Raw genomic sequence first — 23,887 nt, 5'->3', positions numbered from 1 at the left:
GGTGCACCTATTTCTATTATCAAACAGTACATTGAACAACAGAATACGCCTGACTGAAAAAATTATTATATTCGACCCTTATATCACCGTCCTAAAGGACGGTGTTTTACGGGTCGGTCTGATAAAACCGATTTTACAATCCAAGACGAGGTTTCTCTACCGGTTGGACTCAGGATGTTGATACAGTACTTAGCGGAAAGATTTTCTGTGTAGATGAAGCGAGTCCATTCCAGGAACAGAAAACACCGTTATTTTTCTTACTTCTCCCAACTCGAGAATGATACTGAGGAAGGTTGGCGGAGAAGAGAGGTCCTTCGGCGTTACTGAGGTAGATTTTTCGATATAGAATTCCTCAACGGTGTATTAAGAATAATTGGCTGAATTATGAAAACAAGATTTTTAACGGGAATCACACCCAGCGGTACCCTTCACCTGGGTAACTATGTTGGCTGCATCAGACCAGCGATTGAGAAAGCAAAGCTCCCCAATACTGAGAGCTTCTATTTCATATCTGATTATCATGCTCTCATCAAGACCAGAGATCCTGACAGAATTGAAAAGAGCCGTATGCAAATTGCTGCAACCTGGCTTGCCTGCGGGTTAGATCCTAATCATGTTCATTTCTACCGCCAAAGCGACATCTTAGAAGTTCCTGAATTAAATTGGATTCTTAATTGCATCACTTCTAAGGGATTGATGAACAGAGCTCATGCCTACAAGGCAAAAGTGGATGATAACGTTGCTGCCGGGGAAGATCCGGACAACAATGTGTCTATGGGCCTTTATTGCTATCCGATTTTGATGGCTGCCGACATTTTGATGTTTAATGCCAACTATATTCCTGTCGGCCGAGACCAGATTCAACACGTTGAAATGTGCAGAGATATTGCTCAGCGTTTCAATCAGCTCTACGGAAAAGAAATCTTCACGCTGCCGGAAGCTTATATTGATGAAGAAGTCGCTGTGTTGCCGGGCCTAGACGGCAGAAAGATGAGTAAGAGCTACGACAACGTCATACCTCTTTTTGAAGGCGGAGAAAAAGCTCTTAAAGCAGCTATCCTCAAAGTGGTGACAGACTGTAAAGAACCGGGAGAGCCAAAGGATCCTTGTTCCACCTCTCTTACTCAGCTTTATGATGCATTCGCTACACCGTCAGAAAAAGAAGAGTTCGCTAATAAATTGAGAGATGGCCTCGGCTGGGGCGAGGCAAAAGAAATCGTATTCAAGCAAATCAACGCCGAAATTGGTCCGAAACGCGCTAAATACGAAGAACTCATGAGAAACCCACAGGTTGTGGAAGATATTCTTATGGAAGGCGCCGCACGCTTGAGACCAATGAGTCAGGCATTGATTGAAGAAGTTAGAAATGCAGTCGGTTTAAGAAGGTTCAAACCGGTCCTAGAAAAGGCTGAACAGAAGAAAGCCAAGAAGAAGAGCTGCCCTAAATTCAAACAGTATCGTGAGAAGGACGGGATGTTCTACTTCAACCTTCAAGACGAAAAAGGCAACGTTCTTATGACAGGAGGTTGTCTAGAGAACGGCAGAGATTTGGGTAAGCTTCTTTGCTGCTTCAAGGCAAACGGACTTAAAGCTTTCCAAGAATGCTACTGCAAGCTTTCTGACGGAGTAACAGAGGAGCAGATTGAAGCTATTCGCTTGGCAATGCATGAAGAAGAATAGTTTTTAAAATTTCTTTGATATGGCCCAATCAGAATCAAATCTGGTTGGGCTGATTTGTCCGGAGGAAAGGTTCGATGGAGTCGGCGGAGAAGAAGATAAAACCACTTGATGTATGTAGTAATCAATTGATATCAGCCAGTCATTGGGGAATTTTCCGCCCGATCGTTCAAGACGGCAGAGTGGTTGATGTGCAGCCGTTCGAGAAAGATTCTGCGCCATCAAAGAATCTTAAAAAGCTAGTTAAACTTCAAACGTCTCCGAACAGAATTCTGCATCCTTACGTCCGCAAGGAATATTTAGAGAACGGTCCCGCCAGTTCTGAAAAAAGAGGCCAAGATGAATGGATTCAAGTCACTTGGGATCAAGCTCTTGATTTGGTAGCCGGTGAAATCAAAAGAATTTATAAGGACTATGGACCTGCGGCAATGTTCGGGCGCTCTTATGGCTGGAAGTCTTCAGGTCTGGTTCATAGTGCACATACCTTACAGCAACGTTTGTTGAATCTTTGCGGAGGATTTGTTGAATGCGCTAACAGCTATTCGACAGGTGCCATTGCGACCATTCTTCCTTACGTTACTGGCAGCTCAGATCCAAAAAGTACGGCGTGGCCGAATATTCTCAAGCATAGTGAACGAATTGTATTTTGGGGTTGCGATCCTCTGGTGACCGGAGACATCGATTGGATTACAACGCTTCACCGAGCACGAGAGTATTTAGGCCAGCTCAAATCTTCCAAAATCAAGACCTACAGCATAAATCCTGTTCGTCCTGAGACTTCAAAGTTTCTTGAGAATGATTGGATAGCCCCAAAGCCCGGTACAGATGCCGCTCTGATGCTTGCATTGATGCATGAGCTCATCACAGCCGGTATGGCGAATAAGAGTTTCCTGGATAAATATACGTTCGGTTTCGATGAACTGAAAAACTACATTTTGGGCTCAACTGACGGTATCGAGAAAAACGCCGAATGGGCCGAGAAAGAAACCGGTATTCCAGCTTCTGTCATTTGCAATCTCGCCCAAGATTTGGCAACTCATCGGACGATGTTGATGATTGGCTGGGGGCCTCAGAGAGCACGTTATGGCGAGCAATTTCCATGGATGGCATACGCATTGGCCTGTGTGCTCGGACAAATTGGTCTACCCGGAGGTGGAATAGGATCAAATTACCATTACTCCGACGGAGGAGTTCCTGTTCGAAAAGGAAAACAGCCGAGAGGAATTCCTTCCAAAATTGCGCCGGTTTGGCCTTACAAAAATCCTGAAGAATTTTCTCAGAAGATACCGGTGGCATCTTTCGTAGATTGTTTCTTGAATCCAGGAAAAAGTATTGATTTCAACGGCAAAAAAGTTAAGTATCCTGAAGTCAAAATGGTGATGTGGACTGGCGGCAATCCATTCTCTCATCAGCCGGAAACTAATCGGCTTAAGACAGCATGGAGCATTCCTGAGACTGTGGTTGTATCTGACCATGTTTGGAGTGCGACGGCAAGACATGCAGATATCGTTCTGCCAGCCTCAACCACACTTGAAAGAAACGATATTGTAGGAATAGGTACCTACACCAATGACGGCATAGTTGCCATGCATAAAGCCGTTGAGGCTCCCGGAGAAGCAAAATCAGACTATGAAATCTATATGCTTTTAGCAGAAAAGCTGGGATTGAAAGAAGCCTTCACCGAGGGTCTCGATGAAGCCGGCTGGATCAGAAAAATTTACAACGATGCATTGGCGGCAAATAAGAAGATAGGAGTTGATCTTCCAAATTTTGAAGAGTTTTGGACGCAAGGATACGTGTTGTATCCGGAGGCTTCTGAAGAAGCAGAGTATGTTGCTTTTGGAGATTTTATAAATTCTCCCGAACACAGTCCTCTAAGAACTGAAAGCGACAAGTTCCAGCTTTTCAGTCCAACCATTGATTCATTCGGTTATGGGGATTGCCGCGGATATCCAATGTATTTCAAACCTGAAGAGCTGCCGGCCGCTGAAAACGAATTCTTTCTGGTAAGTCTCAAAGCCTCAGATCGTCTGCATAGCCAACTTCATAATCTGGATGCAACTTTTGACGGACCTCAAGTGCCCGAAAAAGTCAGAATCAATCGAGAAGACGGAATAAAACTCGGCTTAAAGAGCGGTGAAAAAGTTGAACTGCATAACTCCCGAGGAGTTATTGTCGCAACAGCTGAGCTATCTGAAGATATCGCATCCGGCGTTGTGGCAGTGTGCCACGGCGGAATGTTCTTCTCTATAGCTGATAAGGATGTCGGGGGCTGTTCAAATACACTGGTCAAAGACGTTCCGACCTCCTCATTGGCAAGAGGAAATGTCGCCTCTTACGGGACAGTCAAAGTTCGGAAAGCTCTCTAGTATCTGCTCTCATCCGTGATTATTAGGCCGAGCGGAATATCAGTTTCTTCCGGCTCAATAGTTTCAATTCTGCACTGAGAGTAAGCAATTCCAACGGTAAATGGCCGAGGATTTGTCTGAGATAAGTAACGGTCATACCACCCGCCTCCATAACCGAGCCTGTAATTTGAGTTGTCGAAGCCCAGGCAGGGGACAAGTAAAAGATCTGGAGCAATTTTTCGGATGGTTTGCGGAACCAAAGTGTTGAAAATTCCTTTGGTCAGTTTTGTTTCCGGAGACCATTCGGCAAAAAACATCTGGTTGTTTTCAATAACTGGTATTGCAGCTTTTCTTCCCGGTTTTTTTTCAAGCCATGAAGCCATGAACGGCACTAAATCAACTTCGTGAAAAATTGGAAGATAAAAACCAACGATGGCGTAACTTTGCACTGACATCCAACTTCTTAATTTATCAATGACTGCAGCTGATACACAAGGGTCGATGGGACGCCCGTCGCGAAGTTGTTTGAGCTTTTTTCGGAGATTGGTCTTGAAGGGCGAAGATGGCATTTTCAGTCCGGAATTTGTTTGTTAACAAGGCGGTTATGTATTATTTCTCAAAAATTCAAAAGATTTCAAGAATCTGTGGAAAATGAAAAGATACATAGTTGGAGGTTGGGTCAGAGACACTCTTTTAAAAGAAGAGGGCTTTGATATCGCGCCTCAGGACAAGGACTGGGTCGTAGTCGGTGCTAGTCCGGAAGAAATGGTTAAGCGTGGTTTTATTCCCGTAGGCGCTGACTTTCCGGTTTTTATTGATCCCAAGAACGGAGAAGAGTTGGCGCTCGCCCGCACGGAAAGAAAAAGCGGGAAGGGCTATCACGGTTTTGTCTTTCATGCCGACCCATCCGTCACGTTAGAAGAGGATCTTCTAAGACGAGACTTGACTATTAACGCCATGGCTTTTGATGAAGACGGCTCTCTAATTGATTGCTATGGCGGAAAAGAAGATTTAAAAAATCGAGTATTGAGACATGTTAGCGACGCTTTTGTCGAGGATCCTGTTCGATTGCTGAGAGTGGCCAGATTTTCTGCAAGACTGCCGGAATTTTCTATTGCCTCGGAAACGATGACTCTTTTGCAGACTATCGTCTCGTCGGGAGAGTCCGATAACTTAGTCCAAGAAAGAGTTACTCAAGAATTTTTGCGGGCGCTTGAAGAGTCTAAGCCTTCCAGATTCTTTGAAGTCTTGAGAGAAACCGGATACTTGGAGAGAGCGTTCCCAGCCTGGAAACTTTCTCCATCCGTTTTAGCAAAAGTCGATGAGGTTAAAAGTGAGAATCCGAGGCTCAAAAGATTTGTCGCGAGCTTAGAAGAGGTTTCGGTTCAAGATCTGAACAAGATTTTGAAAGCTCTTAGACTGCCGAAGGAATATTCTGAACTGGCAGTCTTGGTCAAAACTTATGAAAAGAAGGTTCCGAAAGTTTCATCTTCGGCCTCTGAAAAATTGCTCTTCTTGAAAAAGACAGATTCGCTCAGAAGGCCTGAAAGATTTAAACAATTGCTTGAGTGCTATGACACTGATCTTTCAAAGGATGAGCGAGACTATTGGGAACAACTTGCTGACGCAGTCAAACAATTAGACTTGAAGGAAATTGTCGCAAAAGTTAAAGATAAAAAGGACGTGCCGAAAATGGTCGACGAGGCAAGGTGCTTGTTAATTGAAAAATTCTCAAAGTAACTTTCCGATTAAAAGAATTACAGTTCCGATGAGAATAGTGCTCGCAATCGGAATGTTTATCTCTTTTCCGAAGATTTTGAAGTTAATATCTCCCGGAAGTCGTCCGATTCCGAGCTTTTGAAGCCAAGGAATTGCAGACGACAGAATACAGAGAGCTATAAAAATAGTAAGAATCCATCGCATGCATTAGATTGTGGCATAAATCAATGCAGTGATGTTACTCAGCGAAGGAAAACGATAAATGCGGATAGAAGATTTTCTTCTGTGTTCCGGCAAATACCGCAAGCTACATTTGACAGATTATGTCCTGGATGTTGCGATAGGTGCTTATGACTCCGAAAGAAAACGAAAACAATCTGTTAGATTTAATGTTGAAGCATGGGTTGAAAATCATCCGGCCGACGATGACTTATCCAATGTATACAACTACGAAGAAATCATCGGTTCTATAAAAGAAGTCCTTTCAAAAGGTCACATTGATCTGCAGGAAACTCTTGCTGCATCGGTGGCTAAACATGTCCTCTCAAATCCCATGGTAAAGGCGGTAAAAGTTAAGACAGAAAAATTGGATGTTCTGACAGACGGTGCATCCTTTGGAATAGAGATATTTGTTGAACAGCATGATCAAAATTAAAGCGGTAGATTCTCTCCAAGAAAAAGAGAAAGAACTTTCTTTGATGGCCGAAGAGCCGTCGGACGAAACCTCGGCGGAAGAAATGGAGCCTGCGAAAGATAAAAAAAATTTGGTGACACGTCAGCGACTTTCTTTTGAGAATAGAAAACTTGAAAAAAGAATCGTCAGACTTTGCGCAAAGGCCATTATCGACTTTAATCTCATTGAAGACGGTGACAAGGTCATGGTCTGCGTATCCGGGGGCAAAGACTCATATGCTCTTTTAGATGCTTTGGTGAGACTGCAGGGCAGAAGCAACGTGAAGTTTGAACTTCTAGCTTTTTGTCTGAATCAGCATCTTCCCGATTTCCCGTTGGATAAATTGGTTAATCATCTCGAGAAGATCGGTGTTCCGTACCTTATCGAAGATCAGGATACTTTCAGTATTGTTAAATCCAAGTATCAAGATCCAAGAAACTTTTGTTCTTTATGCTCTCGTTTGAGAAGAGGCATTGTCTACCGCATTGCCAAGGAGCAGAAGGTTACAAAAATTGCCCTAGGACACCACATGGACGATGTGGTTTCTACGCTGCTTCTTAACATGTATTACGGCGGACGCCTCAAGTCGATGCCGCCGAAACTTTTGAGCGATGCCAAGGAGCATATTGTTATCCGGCCGATGATCTATATTCGCGAAAAAGACTTGAAACGCTGGTGCAAAGTTCAAAATTACGACATCATTCCGAAGCTTTGCGGAGCCGATGATAAATGCCGTCGAGAAATGAAAGAATTGATTGAGAAAATGGACAAAGAGCACCCGGGCCGAGTGGAAAATATTTTTAAGAGTTTAGGCCGCGTAGCTCCGTCCCATCTGATGGATGAGGAAGTTTTTGATTTTGTTAATTTGAAAGCTCAGCCGCAAGAAGAAAAGGAACAGAATTAATTATTTTTCAAAGTTCGCTCTGCAGAACCTGAGGTTAGGGAACTCAAAAGGATCCATGTTTTAGTGCGGTATTTATCGGCTGAGTTATCGGGAACTGCTTAAAAAGCAACAGATTTTTTGTAGACTATTCGGATAATCAAAGATTATTTAGTGTAAGAGGTAAATATGAGAGCTCGCTCAATGAAGATCGGCGATTTGGCTGTACATAAGGTAGCAACAATACCTTCCGGCACATCGCTTCTTAATTGCGCAAAAGAAATGAGAGAACTTCATGTCGGAAGTCTCGTGGTTGTTGATGAGAACGAACGCCCGATCGGTATGCTGACAGACCGAGACATTACGATTGAAGTAGTGGCCCTGGAAAAAGACATTAAGACTCTCGTGGTTGATGAAGTTATGTCTGCACCGGTTTCTGTAGCTCACTCCTCCGAAGGTGTGGTCGATGCTCTTGCCAGAATGCGGGAACAGGGTATAAGAAGACTCCCGGTAGTTGATGAGGAAGGTAAGATTAGCGGTATTGTGACAGCCTCCAATATCGTAGAGGAACTTTCAGTGATGCTTGACAGTATTGTCCGCGCTGTTAAATCTTCTAAGACTCGTGAGATTGCACAAAGACCGTAGTCAAAATTGAGGTACCAAAGATGAAGATTTCTTCTCCGGCTTTTGCTGACAAGGGATTTATTCCAATCGAATACACACAGGAAGGAGAAGATCTCTCCCCTCCGTTAGTAATTTCTGACATTCCTGAGGCTGCGAAATCTTTGGTACTTATCGTGGAGGATCCGGATGCTCCAGATCCGGAAAATCCTAAATTAATTTTTACCCATTGGATTGTTTATAACCTTCCTCCGCAGTCTATGGAATTAGCGGCAGGCCAGGACATCTCACAAATTTCCGGCGCAAAGGAAGGTTTGAACGACAGAGGAACCGTAGGCTATATCGGCCCTCGTCCCCCGATCGGTACGCATCGGTATTTCTTTAAGCTGTACGCGCTTAATACCGAATTGTCTTTTGAACGTCCTCCTCAAAGAAAAGAAGTTCTACGAGAAATGGACGGCTTTATCGTCGGTTCCGCACAGATTGTTGGTCTTTACAAGCTGACCACTTAATTCCGTAAGTCATTTTCTGTGAGCCTCTTGGTTCGGTCAGGTTCGATTTTCTGAGAAGGATCTGCTTTAAAAAGCGGAAGACTAATTTCGCAGGTAATACCCGACCCAAGTTCTGTTCGTTTGATTGAAAATTTTCCTCCGTGATTCTGAATGATGGATCTCACGATGGAAAGACCAATTCCTAAGCCGGCACTTTTGCGAGAGGACATGGATACTTGGATTCTTTGCAGTTCATCATCTGAGACCTTGGACCCATTGTCTGCAATGGCTATTCTGCAACTATCTTTGTCCTCGTTAACAGCAACAGTGACCTCCGGATTCTTAACATTTTGAGCTTCGAGAGCCTCCTTGGCATTCTTAAGCAGATTGTAGATTGCCAATTCAAATTCCAAAGGCGACAAACTGCAAACCGGCTCTGCATTGGAGCGGGAAAAATTGATTGCTAAATTATCACAATGAAAGGCAAAGCGAAAATCTTGAATAGCTTCTGCTACCGTTTCGTTAACTCTCGACGGTGTTTTCTTTAGCTTTCTTTCTTTTGCGTAATTTCGAACCGAGTTGACGATATCTTCAACTTTCTTGGTCTGAAAAATTATTTTTATAAGCATTTCCGTCAGCGTCTGGCTGTCTAGGGCCTGTTTGTTTTGTGCTCGCAAAAGTCCTTCGGCATAAGCTTGGACAGCACCTAAAGGCTGTGGAAGTTCATGCGCAATCATTGAACTCATATGATCGATGGTGCTGATTTTTTGCAACGCCATCAAACGGGCTTCGGCCTCTTTCATAGCCCGATCGGTTTTGATTTTGGCTCTTAATGTAGCTACAAGCTGCTCAGACCTTCTTTTTAATTTCAGGTAAAGGAAGAGAGTCAGAGAAAGCAGGCCTAAAAGGAAAACGGCAAAAAGCAGGACTGCAAAACTGTACTTTTGAAGCATTTCTTTGAGAGTCCAGGGCCGATAGTCCGAGAAGTGGCCGATCTTCAGCTCCTTGAAAAGACCATCAATTGAGCTGAGATCCATTTGAACCGACCATGATGCGGTCCCTTTCGAAAACGGCATCTCAAGAAGCGCTGTGACTAACTTGCGTGTGAAGGCAGCATCGCTGTTTTTTGTAGAAGATAAGGTCCAATTCGGAAAGGTTCGAGTAGAGCTGGTGCAGGGGGATGTACTCGAGACTAACACCGGCTTTACCTTCTCTCGAATTTCTTTATTTTGTGCGGACAAGGTTTCCCAATAGCAGCCGGGGAGCGCTACGTCAATTAAAGCCTGCAGAAGATCTTCGGGATTTTTGTTGAGGAAAGAGACGGAAGAGAAGAATTTTTTCGGATCGTATCCGGCATAACTGATTTCTGCTAACGGCACAATGTGGCTAAAAAAAGCCTCAGGATTGTTGGAGGTAAAGCGTTTGCCTTTTAAATCGGCAAGCGTGCGAACGGTCATGTCCGGTCGAGTTAAAAAGACCGAACCTAATTCATTTCTATCCGTACCTTTTTTTGTGGGAGCATAAATTAATAGCTCACGAACCCCGTCTTGTGAAAGAGAGCGTGCAAAGCCGGCTGATGAAATGAAGTACTCGATTTTCTTTTCTTCTATCAGTTTCTTTAAGTGCGTAAGAGACACCGGCTGCATGAATTGGATTTCATTCGTACCGAATTTCTGTTCCAGATATTTTTTAGTTGCTTCAAAGAACTCTTGTTCGTTGCTCGACATAGCGCCGGTTCCGAGACCAACCACGTAAGTGGCTTGTGCCGGACCCGATAACAAAGCCAAAGGCAACACTAAAAGCAAGAGAATTTTCGGCATAAAGATCTCCATATCACTGCCTCTATGATCTCATACCGGCCTATTAGGATTTACACCTTTTTTATTACCTAAGTACCAGGTGCCTAAGTGACACTTTCTTTATCTTGGAGCCATGGAAGTTCTCAAAACAAAGGAGAAAAAGGTGCCAAGAATGTCAAATAAGTTTTTAACATTTTGTTTGCTGTGCTCGGTCCCGGCTGTTTACGCTCAAAGTACGGTGAGTGTTTACGGCGTTGTGGATACGGGCTTCGGCGTTATGAAAGGCAAAGGTCAGCAGACTAGTGTTCAAGCCGTCTCGGGAGGAAATGCTGCCAGTCGTTGGGGCCTGACAGGAAAAGAAGAGCTCGGAAATGGAAATTATGTTAAGTTCATCTTGGAACAAGGCATCAAAGTAAATAACGGAGCTCCTCAAACCGCCGGTGTGCTTTTCGATAGAGACTCTTTACTGATCGTCGGTGGAAAATGGGGCGAACTGGGTTTCGGCCGCTCGGGCTCTCTAATGGGAACCACAGGATACTTTGGACAGTTCCCAAAGATGGGCGCCAATCCAATGGCAAGCAACTTCTTAGATGCGGCTCTTATCGGTTCCTTGGTTAATTCCGGAATGCTTAATAATTCTGTCACTTACCAAGTAAAGCCAACCAATGCAGTTACTTTGACGGCGCAATACTCAAACGGCATCTCCTCTGATGAGGATGCTTGGAGTAAAAACAACCATTACTATGGTCTATCAGCCCAATACAAGCAAGCTGACTTTAGCGTAGGAACTGTTTTTACCGTGATCGATTACAGAAAGGCCGGAGCCAATAATGGCGCGGATTCCGAGCCGACTTATAACTTATTCTTGACAGCATATAAGATGTTCGGACAGTTCCGCCTAAACTTCGGATATCAGCATGTTTGGAATTCTCGAAACCTGAGCGGCGGTCCTAATGCCTTTTATGCCAAAGATTTGGGATTTGGAAATACTGCTAAGGTCAAAGAAAGCAGGAAAGGCTTTAGATCTGACTCTTTCGTCATCGGCGGCAGCTATCCTGTAGGCGGAGGAAAACTCTTTGGCGCCTTCAAATGGAATATGGGAAAATGGCAGGGTGAAAGCATGAAGACAGATGCCGACAGAGACGGCGATCGTTGGGTCGCTTCGCTAAAGTACCTCTATCCATTGTCCAAGCGAACCTCGCTCTATGCAGTAGGCAGCTATGCCAGAGGAACAGGAATGTTCAAGAATGCTGAAAGCAAGGCGACTCGTTTAACAACAGCGTTCGGTGTGTGTCATAACTTTTAGTCTTTTGGGAGAAAAAAGTGATCGACCGCAAACTTCAGGAAAATTCAATCGTTCGTATTGTTGATGATGACGAAGGATTCGCAGACGCAATCCGTTTCATCCTCAAGACTGAAGGCTGGCTTGTCACTTTTTATTCTGACACCGCTTCGTTTTTGAAAAAGGACGATCCCGAAGTTCCCGGGTGCATTATTTTGGATTATCAGATGCCTTTGGTGAATGGTTTGGAGTTTCAGGAAATGCTGGCGCATGAAGGTTATTCTCAGCCCATCATCTTCCTTACAGCTCATGCGGATGTAGACATGGCTATTACCGCTTTTAGAAAAGGCGCCGTTGATATTCTGAAAAAGCCTGTGTCAGCTGAAGTTTTGCTTGAAGCCGTTGAAAGAGCCGTAAAGACTGATAATGAAGAACGGCATAAGGATTATCGAATGGTCAGGTATCAGGAGTTCTACGACGCTTTAACTCAACGAGAAAAGGAAGTATTGAAGTTGGTTAATGCCGGATTGATGAACTACCAGATTGCTCAAAGGTTAGGATTGAGTGAGAGAACCGTAGAAACTCATCGCTTCAATGCCTACAACAAAGTCGGTGTCAGAGACCTAATACAACTAAGAGAGTTTATGTCGCATATAGAGGCGTAACGCTTTATTTCTCAATAGTTTCTTAAATAGTTAATTTAATTCACAGGGGACTGAAAAGGTCCTCTCAGGGGAAGTTTTTTCTCAAAATCTTCAAGGAGTTAATTATGTCTAACATTAGCAGAAGAAATCTTTTCAAGACAGCCGGTGCCGGTGTTCTGGCTTTTGGTTCGGGAGCTGTTCTTGCCCAGACCTCAAATCCTGCAAATCCTGCAAATCCGTACGTTCCTCAACAATGGGACGAATCTTATGATGTTGTTGTAGTTGGCGGTGGCGGAGCTGGTATGGCGGCTGCTTTGTTGGCTGCACAAAACGGAGCAAAAGTAGTAATTATTGAAAAATTGCTTTTTGCCGGCGGTAATACTATGGCAGCTCAAGGCCAAATTAATGCCGCAGATCCAGTTCGTCAACCGAAGCAAAATATTGAAGATTCTCCTGAAAAACATGCCGCTCAAACCTTAGCTGCAGGCGATTTCAGAGGCGATCCTGCTCGTGTCAAAGTCCTTTGTGATAATGCCTATAGCGTAATCACATGGCTCGAAGGCTTAGGAATGGAATTCAAGCCGACAGTTCATCAAATGTTCGGCGGTCTCTATCCTCGCGCTCACTCTCCTGCAGTTCCGAAAGGCATCGGTTATACGGGAGTCTTGTCAAAAGCCTTGAAGAAAGAAAACGTTCCGTTTAAGACCGGTTTCTCCGTCGTTGAGATTTACCGCGAACAGCCATGGAGCGGCGATGTCCTAGGCGTAAAAGTTCAAAACAGCAAAGGACAAGTCTTAAATATTGAGGCCAAGAAAGGCGTAGTTTTAGCCAGCGGCGGATTCTCCGGCAATCAGTATTTGAGAGAACTGCATGATCCAAGAACTGCTGGACTCGGCACTGACAATCTTCCCGGCCATACCGGTGATGTAATGATGGCTGCAAATCGAATCGGCGGATATTTGATTGGTATGGACTTCATCCAGTCCACTCCGGGAGCACCGGCCGGTAAGAAGATGAAGATCATCTTGAATACCAATGTGGACGGTTCTATCTATGTAGATAAACGAGGCAATCGTATCGTTGATGAAGGTGCTCGACGTGATCATATCCGTGATGCAGTATTAGGTACACCGGAACGCTATGGTTACACTGTAGTTGACAATAATCAGTATGAGTCATACAACAGCGCCGTACATGATGCAGTTCAAAGAGGTATTGAAATCAATGAAGCATGGACAGCTCCGACTATTAAAGAACTGGCTGTGAAGATGGGCGTCGATCCTGAAGGTTTGCAGAAGACCGTAGACAGATATAACAACGTTATTATCAAAAACAAGGAAGATCCTGACTTCCATAAGGCACCCCGCAATCTCACAAGAAAGATTGAAAAAGGACCTTTCTGGGCTTGCTACACAGGCATGACCGTTCACCATACGATGGGGGGATTGAACACCAACACCAAGGCTCAAGTTCTGGACTGCACCGGAACTCCGATTCCTCGCTTATATGCAGCCGGCGAAATTACCGGCGGTATCCATGGAACCAACCGAGTCGGCGGTAATGCTCTTCTTGACTGCTTCGTCTTCGGCAGGATCGCGGGCGAAAATGTCGCTAAAGAAAAAGCCAGAAGTTAATTTCTTAATCTAATTCAGCACAAGGACGGTCAGATCTATTGAAACTGCCGTCCTTTCGTTATTGAAGTGAGCTGCACTGCTCAGGCTGTTTACAGCCAAACGAGTCCTATCTCTCTTTGGTCAAAATCTGTAGGTTCATCCCCGGCGCTCTATTTTTCTTCTTATCTGCGTTGACAACCGAAGTCTAAAAGTGAAGGCCGTTGAAGAAGAGTTCAGCTTCTACTTGCTGGTTTGCTTCTAAGTGATGCCCTTTTGGATTCTTAATAATGGCTTGTGCATCTCTGAATGATGCAGAACGACCGCTTCCTTTCTGCAGCGGAAGGGCAATAAGATGATCACCCAAAGGAGCAAGCTGTACACAGATATCTCCGGCTTTTCCTTGGAAATTAAAGCCCATGATCGCTTCTACTTTCTTCACCGGAAAAGGTGCTGTCATGAAAGAAGACCAAATCTGAGGAAGGACAAATCGCTGAGCTAGACAAATAAAGCCGAGCGGATTGCCAGGTAGGCCGATAAGAATTGATTTGTTCATCTTTCCGTATACAAACGGAAGGGAACTGGATAACCGGGTGCCGTCCTTGATCAGAGAACCGCCGGACATTTTGATTGCTTTGCGAAGCAAATCGCTCTTGCCTTGACCTGTGCCGCCGACGGTGATGATAAAGTCAAAATACTGACCTAACGAAATGAGCCTCGAGCTAAGTTCTACAGCCGAGTCTTTTGCAAAAAATACGGCAGTGTCAGTGAGTCCCAGACCATTCAGCAGATTAGAGAGATAAGTGGCATTGCTCGAATGCCGTCCTCTTTTGACTATTGACTCCGAACCTGCTTCAACAATTTCGTGTCCCGTGGCTAAAATCGCAACGGAAGGGCGTTTGTATACGGTTACTTCTTGAATCCCCGCTTCAAACAAAAGGGCCTGCTGCGCAGCAGCCAGCACCGTCCCGGCTTTGAGAATTAACTCGCCTCTTTGCCACTCACTACCTTTCGGCAAGACATTTTCAAGTGGATATGTGTCAAGACCGAATTCAGGATCAGACGGCTCTTTGTTAGAAACAACGGCGTCGGCTCTCTCAGGTAAATATCCTCCGGTGTTGATCCAGCGGTATGAATTGACTTCCAAGTATTTCGGTCCTTCGCCGTTAACGATTGCCGGAGATTTAAGAGGATAGTGCTTATCCTCGGTGGCAATAGCCCAGCCGTCTCTTGTTGCCACATCATAGGGTGGAATATTTTCTTGGCTGATAACGTCTTCCGCCAGTTCAAGACCAAAACTATTTGCCAAAGGAGAAGTGATTTTGACTTTTTCAAATGGCAACGGCGGACGGCTGAAAGGATAGAGTACAAAATTTCCGTTCATGACTTGGACGCAATAAACCTAAAGTCGTTATTTTAGGCCGAGAGAAAGGAAAATCTGTGAAGAAATCAGCAAATATGAGCTGTTATAGCTCGAAGTTCTTGGCCTCTTGTTGTTTTTCTGGTCGCCTATGGATTTCAAAAATGACAGAAGTTTGATCTATATCAAACTACTCGAGCAGTTTCCTGGCAGAAAATGACCTCAGGTAAAAAAAAGAATAGTTCCCCAGGAGAAAGTATGACGACTAGAGCCGTTTTCTTTGACCTTCCTCTCAGATTGTTGTTTTTGTACGCAGGCACAGAGTGCTTGCTGACGTAAGTTGAAAAGTTAATACAGAACCGACAAAACTAACAAATACGAGTTTCACGGGAAATGTGAATTTTCTCTGTTGTTCATTTATATCCCCTGACGTCGTTGATATTCCTTTCTATATCCGTGAGGCGGAAGGTGAGCTTTGGAGCATCGAAAAGATAACTCGTATTGGAATCGAATTTTCAATATTGTGTATAGAGCTAATCCAAACGGATGATATTTGCAAAATTACAACTCACAAGTTTTCGAGTTACATGAAAAATAATTTAAAAAACAGACAATCTAATAACTAACTGAAATTAATACAAATATTTTAATTAATATGCAAACATACTCGATAAATTATATAAATTTAATTAATTTTTTAGTCGGGAAAATTGTTAAAAGGAGCTTAAAACCTCTTCACTATTTATTTCTATTTGTTAAAATCCCTAACATGCTGTTACGTTTCATACAAATGTAAAGGTTTTCAGCAGTACTTCCCAAGACGGCAACAGTTAATTGTTGCGGAGAAATAAAATGAGTTCCATAAGAACTAATCACAATTCGGAAATTAAAAGCTTCGCCCCCGAGCGTGATTGTTCTGTTGTTTTCTCCTTTATTACCCCTTCCTTACGCACAAGATGGACGATTAAGCCTGTCGGCAGCAACGGCTGGTCCCTCCAAAGCAAATAATCTTTGCCACTCTTAAAGCCAGTAAGTTTCTAAAAAGCGGCGCAAGCTCGAGTTTTAGAAGCCCTCCCTATGACGGATTACTACGGTTTTTCGTCCCTCCACCAGGAGAAAAATAATTATGTTTGATCTAAAAGACTTGATGTCCAAGGTCAATTTACCCCAAGACATTACCCGACGCGGTTTCCTCGAGGTCGCATCCGTGACTGCTACATTGGCTGCGATGAACCAAGTACGAGCCCAAACCGGAACACGTCCTTACATCATTTTGCAGGCACCGGAAGGTTTAATCGTTGGTGATCCCTCTCTCTGTGTTGATTGCCAGCGCTGTGAAATGGCCTGTACCGAATATAACGACGGCAAAAACGACCCCGTTTTAGCCAGAATTAAGATCGGCCGCAATATTTGGTACGGTCCCGGTAACTCCGGATACCGTCCTCTACAGGGCGTTTGGGGTAACTCCACTGTCGTTCAGGATACCTGCCGCCAGTGTGCTCACCCGGTTCCTTGCGCAAATGCCTGTCCTCAAGGCGCCATTCAAGTTAATCCGGAAACCGGTGCAAGATTCGTTGTCGAAGACCAGTGCATCGGCTGCGGTTTATGTCAGAAAGCCTGTCCTTGGGACATGATGACTTTTGACCGCGAAGCAGAAAAAGCCAGCAAGTGCTTCTTGTGCGACGGTGATCCGAAGTGCGTAAAAGCCTGTCCGGCCGCCGCTCTCGTTTATCTGCCTTGGAAAGATCGTTCCGGCGAACCAGGCAAGCGTCCTGTTCACGGTTATCTGCCGGAAGAAAACGCCAAACAGTGTTCTGTTTGCCACGGTTAATTAACTGAAAGGAACTGAAATGGACAACACACAAAAAAGATATGGCTATACCGGTCAGGGCCTCCGCGTTAATTTAACAACCGGCCAGATTACTAAGGAGCCGACATTTCCGCGTTTCAAAGATGAAATCGGCGGAACAGCTATCGGTTACCGCGTATTTTGGGATGAAGTTCCTCCGAAGACACAGCCTTTAGACGAAGCTAACAAATTGGTTATCGCTCCCGGACCATTCTCCGGATCAGGTGCTCTTTGCTCCAGCCGTACTTCTATCACTACCATCTATCCGACTATCTACCCGATTCCGATGATCGCCAGCGCCCACATCGGTGGTGATTTGGCAGCTAAGTTGAAGTTGGCCGGATATGACTTCATTATCATTGAAGGAAAATCTGACAAACCTGTATATCTCTATATCGACAACGACGAAGTTGAAATTAGAGACGCTAAAGGCATTTGGGGCCAAGGCACACGCCGCGCACAACAGATGCTCGCCAATCAGACGAAGCCGACGGCCTCTGTAGCCGTTATCGGACCGGCCGGTGAAAACCTCGTTCCGATGTCTGTACTTATCAGCGCACGCCAGCACTCCGGCGGTGGCATCGGCAGTATTTTCGGTTCTAAGAAGCTCAAAGGTGTAGTAGTTAACGGCGACCAGCCGATTCACATTCACGCCGATAAGCAAGAGTGGCAGAAGATCAACGAAAGAAATATCGAACTGTTCGGTTCTTTGAACCAGCACGTGGTTCCGTCTGCTCCTAATCCGCTGTTTGAGTTCTATGCACCGGGAAGCCGTTGGAACGGTATGCCGGGTAATGTCTGGCAGAAAGCTAATCCGCCTATTATTCTTTCCGAAGATATGCGCAGTCCTAACCGCATTTCTTATCGTTGGTGCGCCAGCCAGTTCTTCCTTGGCAAACCGCAGGGTTTGAAGATTAAGGTTAGAAATAACGGCTGCTACGGCTGCCCGCTCCGCTGCTACGCTATCGTTGAAGATGATGAAGCTGCTGCTCGCTATCACATCAATAAGATGACCGAACAGACCTGCATGTCTCTGTATTTCGGCCGCGTGATCTTCCCGAAGATTGCCGCTAAACGCGATTTGCCGGCTGCCCGCCAAGCTTCTATGGTAGGTATTCAGGTCATGGATGACCTTGGTGTTTGGTGCAACTACGGTCAGCTTCACCGCGACTTCAAGAAGATGTACGTAGAAGGACGTTGGAAGAAGGTGCTCCCGGAGAAGGAATACAACTCCATCCCATGGCAGAAGATTGAAGACTGCGACGCCTCTTTCTTAATGGATCTCTTTACTCGCATCGCTTACAGACAAGGTGAAATGGGCAAGTGGCTCGGAGAAAGTACCGCTTACATGCTTGATCACTTCGGCATCCCCGAAGATGATTGGAGAAATGATAAGTCTACGAACTATTGGGCTTTGAGCCATCCGAAACATCATGCCAACGAAGACGACGGACAGGTCGGAACTGTTTTGAACTGCTTGTACAACCGCGACCCGATGAGCCACGGTACCGTTAACTTCACAAGAAGCGGCTTGCCAATCGGCGTCAAGAAGACAATTGCCGAACGCTTCTGGGGAAGCGGTGATGCCGTCGATGAGATCGGCGACTACACTCCGACAAACGAAGCCAAGATGCGCCGCCTCCGCTGGGTCATCTGCAGAAAAGAACTTCACGATATGTTGGGTCTTTGCTCTTGGATGGCTCCGTGGGTTGTTTCTCCGAATAAGTCTGACAACTACATCGGAGACGATGATATGGAAGGCAAGGTCTATCGTGCTTTAACAGGCAGAAAGGACACTGCTCAACAGTTAGACAACGCCGGTTTCAGAGCATTTACTCTTCATCGCGCTTACACAATGCGTCAGATGAATGAGCTGAATATGCGTAAGAAACACGACTTCTATCCGAATTGGATTTTCACAGATCCGAAGAATCGTCCTGCATTTACGAAAGGCACGATCAGAATGGATAAAGACGATATCGAAAAGAGCTTTGATATTTTCTTCGAAATGGTTGGCTGGGATCCGAAGACCGGTGCCCCGACTGAAAAGGCCTACAAAGAAATGCAGCTCGACTTCGTTGTCCCTGTCATGCAAAAAGAAGGTTTAATGCCTGGAAAGTAGAGCAATAGTATGAATTGTCCTGAAAACAAACTCTCAACAAATACCAGCCAGTTCAAATCTGACATCGTATTTCTTGTTGATTTAGTCACAGAACACAGTTCCAAGGTTCAACTTGTCACTGTTGAAGAGCTCCGGGCAGAATTCCTCGAACGGGCTCCGAATCAGAAAATGCTGACCGAAGAGGAAGCGAAGACTGAAATTGACGCTATTCCTTATAAGGAAAAAGAACTGCGCAATTCTGCTGACGACAGTCCGGAAGGAAAGGAACGCCGCAGACTGATTTCCAGAAGAAGAATGCTTCATTCTCTGTTTAACGGAGAGCTGAGCGTAAGAGATCTGGAAAAACAAGAGGGCGAACCCGCAGAACTTAGAGAAGTCACTCCGGAATATTTCGACGAGGTATACGCTGAAGCTCTGAAAGGTCCGAACAACATTGAGGAATTCGAAAGCTGGGACGGAAAACGGTACGTACATTTCCTGCCGCTTCTTTCTAGTTCTTTCGCAAGACTCATGTCTGCTCAGAACAATCCTTATCAGCTGATATTGAATACGGTTCGTGAAAGCTCACAGCTGTATCCGAGGCCGGTTGGAATTTTTTCCTTTGAGTTTGCTCCGTTCAACCTCGACCCGAAAGTTATCCAAGATGTTTTGGATAAGGTCGCTAAGGACCCGAAGGCAAAAGATATTCGAGTTGCCGAAACATCAGCCGGCTCTCTGTATCTCTATTCTTCCGATTACTTGGAAGATGCCTACGCGGACTTCTTGGCCGAGGAAATGGATCAGGGCGAAGCAGAAATGCTCTAGTAAAGAATGCCGGAGCCTTGAGATTTCAAGCTCCGCAACATAGGTGCGAAAATACCATGCTTACGAAATTAACCACTATAGCTCTTTCTTGTTTGGCAGCGTTTGGAGTTTCTGCCGTATTTGCCCAGGAAGGCGGCTACAAAGTTGAACAGATTAATATTCCTGAAAAACCGGAATTCATGCAGTCCTTAGGAATTGCTAAAGATGCACAGCCTAAACTGACTAAGAAAGAAAAGACATTGCTGACTCAGCAGGCTTATCAAGAAAAAGCCGATCAGCACTTCATGACAGTGCACTCTCAGAAAGGCGTCAGCTGTGTTTCTTGTCACGATCCGAAGGGCAAACAAGGCGTTGCTTGGATGGCCGTTGTTTCTAAGCCGACGATCCGTCAGAGTTGCCAAGACTGCCATACCGTTCAAGCCGAGGTCTTTGCTCATACCGACACTCATGACAAGATTGACTGCATTGCATGTCATATGCCGAATATGGCCTCTGCCGATGACTATTCAACCGATCAAAAGGCTGCTGGTCCAAAGGCTCTCAAACGCCTGCATACATACAAGATCAATGTTGATCCGGCCGCTTCCACAATGGTTCAGGAAGAAGTCGACACACCAAAAGGCAAAGTCAAGGCCTACGTTCTTGCTAAGAATGAAGACGGCAACGCCTTTGTGGATTTGATGTGGAGCTGCGCAAGAAATTCTCCTGCCGACTACACGGTCTTCGAAGGGAAGGGATGCCACAACGAAGCCACTTCTAAACTTGATCAGGGTCTCGTTTACCAAGATCAGAAAGAAGTCTACGGCGAAGTGATGAAGTGGCAGACTCCGATCAAAGAAGGTTACGAAGAAGTTGCAGGCGCCATTCCGCGCATCAGAAAACTTCTTGAAGTTACCCGCTTAAGTCCGGCTGATCAGACCGAAGCACGTTTGCTGCTGGACAAGGCTGATGATATTGCAGCAATGATTCAGAAAGACGGATCTTGGGGCGTTCATGCACAGAATTATCTGCTTGACCGCGTTCAGACTGCCAAAGCTTACATTGCCAAGGCACAGCAAATCATCGACAAGGGCGGTTACACCAAAGTCGTAGCCAAGTAAGGTTAAGGACGGTTCGGAATATATTTCCGAACCAACTCTCCCTTATGAAGATTAAGCGGTTAAGACCGCCAAGGAGATACATTGTGAGTACTTTAAACAGAAGAACAATTTTGAGAGGCGCTGGCGCCGGTTCTCTGTTCGTTCTCACGCTTGCCGGTTGTTCTCCAAAATCAGAAACACCTCAGCAGTCCGGAGATAAATCTCAAAAGGCTGCTGAGGCTGATAAGACGAAGGGACAACCTGCAGCCGGCTCTGCACAAAAAACCGCAGCTTCCAATCCTCATTATGTTTTGGTGTTCAACCAGAACAAGTGCGTTGGGTGCGGTGAATGTGTAGAAGCGTGTAGCGAAGTTAATAAACTGCCTCCGGGTGTTCATCGTATGGTTCTTGAAAGACAAAATACGAGAGTTCCCGGAACGGCCTGTCCGTATTGCGGAAAGATTGAGCCGTGTGATTGTGAACGCGTTTACGTCCGCGTTTCTTGCCAGCAGTGTCTGGATGCACCTTGCGTGCGTGTTTGTCCGACACAGGCGGCACATAGGGATGAAGTCACGAATATCGTCACGATGGATCCGGACAGATGTGTGGGCTGCAAATACTGTATTGCGGCTTGCCCCTACAACGTCCGCTTCATTAACCCGACGACGAAAGTCGCTGAGAACTGTGACTTCTGTCTTCAAACTAAATTGGCTAACGGTGAAGATCCGGCCTGTGTTTCTAAATGCCGTTACGGCGCTCTGGCATTCGGTGACGTTAATGATCCGAATTCTTATGTCAGCAAGCTCCTTAACGTCAAGGACACTGTCCGTGTGAAACCTCATCTCGGAACAAACCCAAGCGTGAGATACATCCCCGTTACAAAGGAGAGCATCTAAATGGACGGTACTATTACTTTTACGACCGGTTTATCCGAGGGGATTGCTTGGCCTTGGCCAATCGCGGTTTATCTGTTCCTAGCAGGCATTTCCGGGGGAGCCGTGGCAGTTGCTTTGATGCTTAACTTCTTTAAGCATAAGAGCGACGTCACTCCGATCCTGAAGTCAGCCAGCATCATTGGTTTGGCTACCATTCTTTTAGGAATGCTTTGTTTGGTCCTTGACCTGACAAATCCTCTGTACTTCTGGAGAATTTTGGTCTATTACAACCCTACAAGCGTTATGAGTATCGGCGTCATGCTCCTGCTCTTCTACATACCTCTGGTTGCGGTGTTGTTTGTTATGTGCTTTGCAGATACATTCAGCACCTGGCCGCTGTTGGGCTGGATCAAGCCAGTGTGCGAAAAGCTGGAAGCTTGGAAAACTTGGATTAACGCTATTGTTATGGTTTTAGCCCTTGCGATCTGCGCCTATACAGGTTTCCTGATTTCCGCACTTATTCGCTTTCCTCTTATCAATACAGCCGTGCTGCCCGCCTTGTTCGTTGCCTCCGGTATTTCCGCCGGGATGGCTGCGACGAAGATTTTGGCGGCATGGTTCTTCGGAGCCAAAGAGACTGATCCTGACATGCACGCAATGCATCAGGCGGAGTGGCCAGTCATGGCAACAGAAGCTTTCTGCTTGTTCATGATTGCGATTGCTCTTCTTAGCGGCAATGAATCTGCCAAGTTGGCTTTCAGCGCCTTTACTGAGGGAGTCTGGGCTGTTGTATTCTGGGTCGGTGCAGTGTGTGTCGGCTTTGGAGTGCCCTTACTGGCTTCCATTGTGGCCGGATCAAAACCGGAATCCAAGATGTCATTCTATTTTGCCGGTCTTTGCGCTATCGGCGGAATGATGTGCCTGCGTTTGTTTATTCTTTACGCAGGACAGATGAATACATTGGTATAGAGGCAAAAACCAGAACTTAAAGGTTCTGAAAATAAAGAAAAACTCTCCGTTTGCTGGAAAAACAGGCGGAGAGTTTGATTTTTGGCTCCAAAATGTCGATGTTTTGGGAACTGTAAATGCATTAAGTACACGATGCCCTCGATTAGCCTGCAAAATGAACGGTGCAGTAAGGCCGTTGTCAGCAGGAACCGATCGGAACCTTCTCCGATAACAAGCTACGGCTTTGGTAGTAGCGGTAGGGGTCTTGTTTGTTCACAAAGAGGAGGATCGTACGAAGATCTTCTCAGCAGAAATTTTCACACTAGTTCTCTTCCCTGAGGAGCGGAGTTAAGCCATTGTTCGTCTTCCAGGCTTTGTGTGTTTTGGGTTGCTTCAAATTTGTCTAACAAGTCATTCAACTTTGTTCTCTTTCTTCTTGTCTTTGATGCTGTAAGGATGACCTCACCAGCCCTAATTTCCCAGGAAAGTTCGTCTCCAATTTCTACTTTCAAAAAATTACTTATGAAAGGAGGAAGGGTCGTAATTGCAGATCCCCCGGATTTTCTCACTGTCGTTGTTGTTCGCATGACTAATTTCCTTAATAGGTTATCCAAAAGGATAACTCAAGTTAAGAACTATGGTCATTTTAAGAAAAGCAGCGAAGAGGGACACTCTCTGTTTGCTGGAAAAACAGGAGGGGGAAGGTGATTTTTTGTATCTTTGTCAAGAAGATTCGAGCTGGAAGGCATTCAATAACAGGGGCACTAAACAGCTGCACTCCTGTTATTCTCGGATGCTTATTGTCTAAAAGCTATATCTGTATTTTGCCTGAAGGACTTGATCTACTCTGCCATAATCGCCCGAGCCTAATTCATAGTTCAGTCCAAAACTATGATTTCCTCGGGCCACTTCAGCTCCTAACTTAGCTGAGTACATAGCATTGTTGGCAACTTTGGAATCGAAAGCATCCGTGACGGAACCTCCTTTTACGGCAAACTTGTTCGTTGCCTTTTGGCTTCCAAATGTCGGCAAAATTTGGACATCGATATAAGGAGTAAATCGCTGAATGCACAATAGCTTATATCATTCTCAGAAATTGGAAGGGA

The 23,887-nt window shown here is 45.3% G+C and carries 23 protein-coding genes; 17 read left to right on the top strand and 6 right to left on the bottom strand.

Annotated features, from left to right (window positions below; genetic code table 11):
* Positions 1-384 precede the first annotated feature (384 nt).
* Complete coding sequence (locus tag ACYQ4O_RS05915) at positions 385-1,680, top strand: tryptophan--tRNA ligase (protein ID WP_460175047.1); 1,296 nt, start codon at positions 385-387, stop codon at positions 1,678-1,680.
* A gap of 74 nt (positions 1,681-1,754) precedes the next feature.
* On the top strand, positions 1,755-4,046 hold the full coding sequence (locus tag ACYQ4O_RS05910; protein WP_460175046.1) for a molybdopterin-dependent oxidoreductase: 2,292 nt from the start codon (positions 1,755-1,757) through the stop codon (positions 4,044-4,046).
* On the opposite strand, the gene ACYQ4O_RS05905 is transcribed toward ACYQ4O_RS05910, so the two are convergent.
* On the bottom strand, positions 4,043-4,594 hold the full coding sequence (locus tag ACYQ4O_RS05905; RefSeq protein ID WP_460175045.1) for a 5-formyltetrahydrofolate cyclo-ligase: 552 nt from the start codon (positions 4,592-4,594) through the stop codon (positions 4,043-4,045). The two genes, ACYQ4O_RS05910 and ACYQ4O_RS05905, sit on opposite strands and share 4 nt — an antisense overlap.
* An 82-nt stretch (positions 4,595-4,676) precedes the next feature.
* Between ACYQ4O_RS05905 and ACYQ4O_RS05900 the strand changes: the two genes are divergently transcribed.
* The gene (locus ACYQ4O_RS05900; RefSeq protein ID WP_460175044.1) at positions 4,677-5,765 is read left to right on the top strand and encodes a tRNA nucleotidyltransferase; all 1,089 of its coding nucleotides are present in this window, start codon (positions 4,677-4,679) and stop codon (positions 5,763-5,765) included.
* Here ACYQ4O_RS05900 and ACYQ4O_RS05895 read toward each other — a convergent pair.
* On the bottom strand, positions 5,757-5,948 hold the full coding sequence (locus ACYQ4O_RS05895; RefSeq protein ID WP_066594260.1) for a DUF2905 domain-containing protein: 192 nt from the start codon (positions 5,946-5,948) through the stop codon (positions 5,757-5,759). The two genes, ACYQ4O_RS05900 and ACYQ4O_RS05895, sit on opposite strands and share 9 nt — an antisense overlap.
* 58 nt (positions 5,949-6,006) lie before the next feature.
* On the opposite strand from ACYQ4O_RS05895, the gene ACYQ4O_RS05890 reads away from it, so the two are divergent.
* The 4 genes from ACYQ4O_RS05890 to ACYQ4O_RS05875 all read left to right on the top strand — a co-directional run bounded on the left by ACYQ4O_RS05890 (position 6,007) and on the right by ACYQ4O_RS05875 (position 8,430).
* Entirely contained in the window at positions 6,007-6,399 is a 393-nt protein-coding gene (locus tag ACYQ4O_RS05890) for a dihydroneopterin aldolase (RefSeq protein ID WP_460175043.1), read from the top strand.
* A complete protein-coding gene (gene ttcA / locus ACYQ4O_RS05885) occupies positions 6,386-7,321 on the top strand; it encodes a tRNA 2-thiocytidine(32) synthetase TtcA (protein WP_460175042.1) in 936 nt (311 codons plus the stop codon). Before ACYQ4O_RS05890 ends, ttcA begins: the two co-directional genes overlap by 14 nt.
* A gap of 165 nt (positions 7,322-7,486) precedes the next feature.
* Positions 7,487-7,942 (top strand): CBS domain-containing protein, encoded by a 456-nt coding sequence (locus ACYQ4O_RS05880; protein ID WP_084081531.1) that lies wholly within the window; start codon positions 7,487-7,489, stop codon positions 7,940-7,942.
* Positions 7,943-7,962: 20 nt separating this feature from the next.
* Entirely contained in the window at positions 7,963-8,430 is a 468-nt protein-coding gene (locus ACYQ4O_RS05875; protein WP_460175041.1) for a YbhB/YbcL family Raf kinase inhibitor-like protein, read from the top strand.
* Here the strand turns inward: ACYQ4O_RS05875 and ACYQ4O_RS05870 are convergent.
* The gene (locus ACYQ4O_RS05870; RefSeq protein ID WP_460175040.1) at positions 8,427-10,229 is read right to left on the bottom strand and encodes a sensor histidine kinase; all 1,803 of its coding nucleotides are present in this window, start codon (positions 10,227-10,229) and stop codon (positions 8,427-8,429) included. The two genes, ACYQ4O_RS05875 and ACYQ4O_RS05870, sit on opposite strands and share 4 nt — an antisense overlap.
* 151 nt (positions 10,230-10,380) lie before the next feature.
* Here ACYQ4O_RS05870 and ACYQ4O_RS05865 point away from each other — a divergent pair, with 151 nt between their 5' ends.
* The 3 genes from ACYQ4O_RS05865 to ACYQ4O_RS05855 all read left to right on the top strand — a co-directional run bounded on the left by ACYQ4O_RS05865 (position 10,381) and on the right by ACYQ4O_RS05855 (position 13,768).
* Entirely contained in the window at positions 10,381-11,514 is a 1,134-nt protein-coding gene (locus ACYQ4O_RS05865; protein ID WP_460175039.1) for a porin, read from the top strand.
* 17 nt (positions 11,515-11,531) lie between these two features.
* Positions 11,532-12,155 carry a response regulator transcription factor gene (locus tag ACYQ4O_RS05860; RefSeq protein ID WP_460175038.1) on the top strand — a complete coding sequence of 208 codons (624 nt, stop codon included), beginning with the start codon at positions 11,532-11,534 and terminating at the stop codon, positions 12,153-12,155.
* Positions 12,156-12,259: 104 nt separating this feature from the next.
* Complete coding sequence (locus ACYQ4O_RS05855) at positions 12,260-13,768, top strand: FAD-dependent oxidoreductase (protein WP_460175037.1); 1,509 nt, start codon at positions 12,260-12,262, stop codon at positions 13,766-13,768.
* A 184-nt stretch (positions 13,769-13,952) separates the two neighbouring features.
* Here ACYQ4O_RS05855 and ACYQ4O_RS05850 read toward each other — a convergent pair whose 3' ends face one another.
* Positions 13,953-15,128 (bottom strand): molybdopterin-binding protein, encoded by a 1,176-nt coding sequence (locus tag ACYQ4O_RS05850; RefSeq protein ID WP_460175036.1) that lies wholly within the window; start codon positions 15,126-15,128, stop codon positions 13,953-13,955.
* Between the two features lie 828 nt (positions 15,129-15,956).
* Here ACYQ4O_RS05850 and ACYQ4O_RS05845 point away from each other — a divergent pair.
* The 7 genes from ACYQ4O_RS05845 (at position 15,957) to nrfD (ending at position 22,802) form a co-directional block, all read left to right on the top strand.
* Positions 15,957-16,112 (top strand): hypothetical protein, encoded by a 156-nt coding sequence (locus tag ACYQ4O_RS05845; protein WP_460175035.1) that lies wholly within the window; start codon positions 15,957-15,959, stop codon positions 16,110-16,112.
* Positions 16,113-16,230: 118 nt separating this feature from the next.
* Positions 16,231-16,935 carry a 4Fe-4S dicluster domain-containing protein gene (locus ACYQ4O_RS05840; RefSeq protein WP_308514331.1) on the top strand — a complete coding sequence of 235 codons (705 nt, stop codon included), beginning with the start codon at positions 16,231-16,233 and terminating at the stop codon, positions 16,933-16,935.
* A gap of 19 nt (positions 16,936-16,954) precedes the next feature.
* Positions 16,955-19,075 (top strand): aldehyde ferredoxin oxidoreductase N-terminal domain-containing protein, encoded by a 2,121-nt coding sequence (locus tag ACYQ4O_RS05835; RefSeq protein ID WP_066594246.1) that lies wholly within the window; start codon positions 16,955-16,957, stop codon positions 19,073-19,075.
* A 9-nt stretch (positions 19,076-19,084) separates the two neighbouring features.
* On the top strand, positions 19,085-19,879 hold the full coding sequence (locus ACYQ4O_RS05830) for a hypothetical protein (RefSeq protein ID WP_460175034.1): 795 nt from the start codon (positions 19,085-19,087) through the stop codon (positions 19,877-19,879).
* A gap of 56 nt (positions 19,880-19,935) precedes the next feature.
* Positions 19,936-20,979 carry a cytochrome c3 family protein gene (locus ACYQ4O_RS05825; RefSeq protein ID WP_460175033.1) on the top strand — a complete coding sequence of 348 codons (1,044 nt, stop codon included), beginning with the start codon at positions 19,936-19,938 and terminating at the stop codon, positions 20,977-20,979.
* 83 nt (positions 20,980-21,062) lie between these two features.
* The gene (locus tag ACYQ4O_RS05820; RefSeq protein WP_460175032.1) at positions 21,063-21,854 is read left to right on the top strand and encodes a 4Fe-4S dicluster domain-containing protein; all 792 of its coding nucleotides are present in this window, start codon (positions 21,063-21,065) and stop codon (positions 21,852-21,854) included.
* Positions 21,855-22,802 carry an NrfD/PsrC family molybdoenzyme membrane anchor subunit gene (gene nrfD, locus ACYQ4O_RS05815; protein WP_460175031.1) on the top strand — a complete coding sequence of 316 codons (948 nt, stop codon included), beginning with the start codon at positions 21,855-21,857 and terminating at the stop codon, positions 22,800-22,802.
* A 296-nt stretch (positions 22,803-23,098) separates the two neighbouring features.
* Here the strand turns inward: nrfD and ACYQ4O_RS05810 are convergent, their stop codons facing one another.
* Both ACYQ4O_RS05810 and ACYQ4O_RS05805 read right to left on the bottom strand, forming a co-directional pair.
* Positions 23,099-23,368 carry an AbrB/MazE/SpoVT family DNA-binding domain-containing protein gene (locus ACYQ4O_RS05810; RefSeq protein ID WP_460175030.1) on the bottom strand — a complete coding sequence of 90 codons (270 nt, stop codon included), beginning with the start codon at positions 23,366-23,368 and terminating at the stop codon, positions 23,099-23,101.
* A 217-nt stretch (positions 23,369-23,585) separates the two neighbouring features.
* Positions 23,586-23,855: an autotransporter outer membrane beta-barrel domain-containing protein gene (locus ACYQ4O_RS05805; RefSeq protein WP_460175029.1), complete on the bottom strand. Its 270-nt coding sequence runs from the start codon at positions 23,853-23,855 to the stop codon at positions 23,586-23,588.
* Between the last annotated feature and the right edge of the window lie 32 nt (positions 23,856-23,887).

It is taken from the genome of Turicimonas sp. TL08, assembly GCF_054660695.1.
This window is presented reverse-complemented; position numbering and strand designations above follow the sequence as displayed.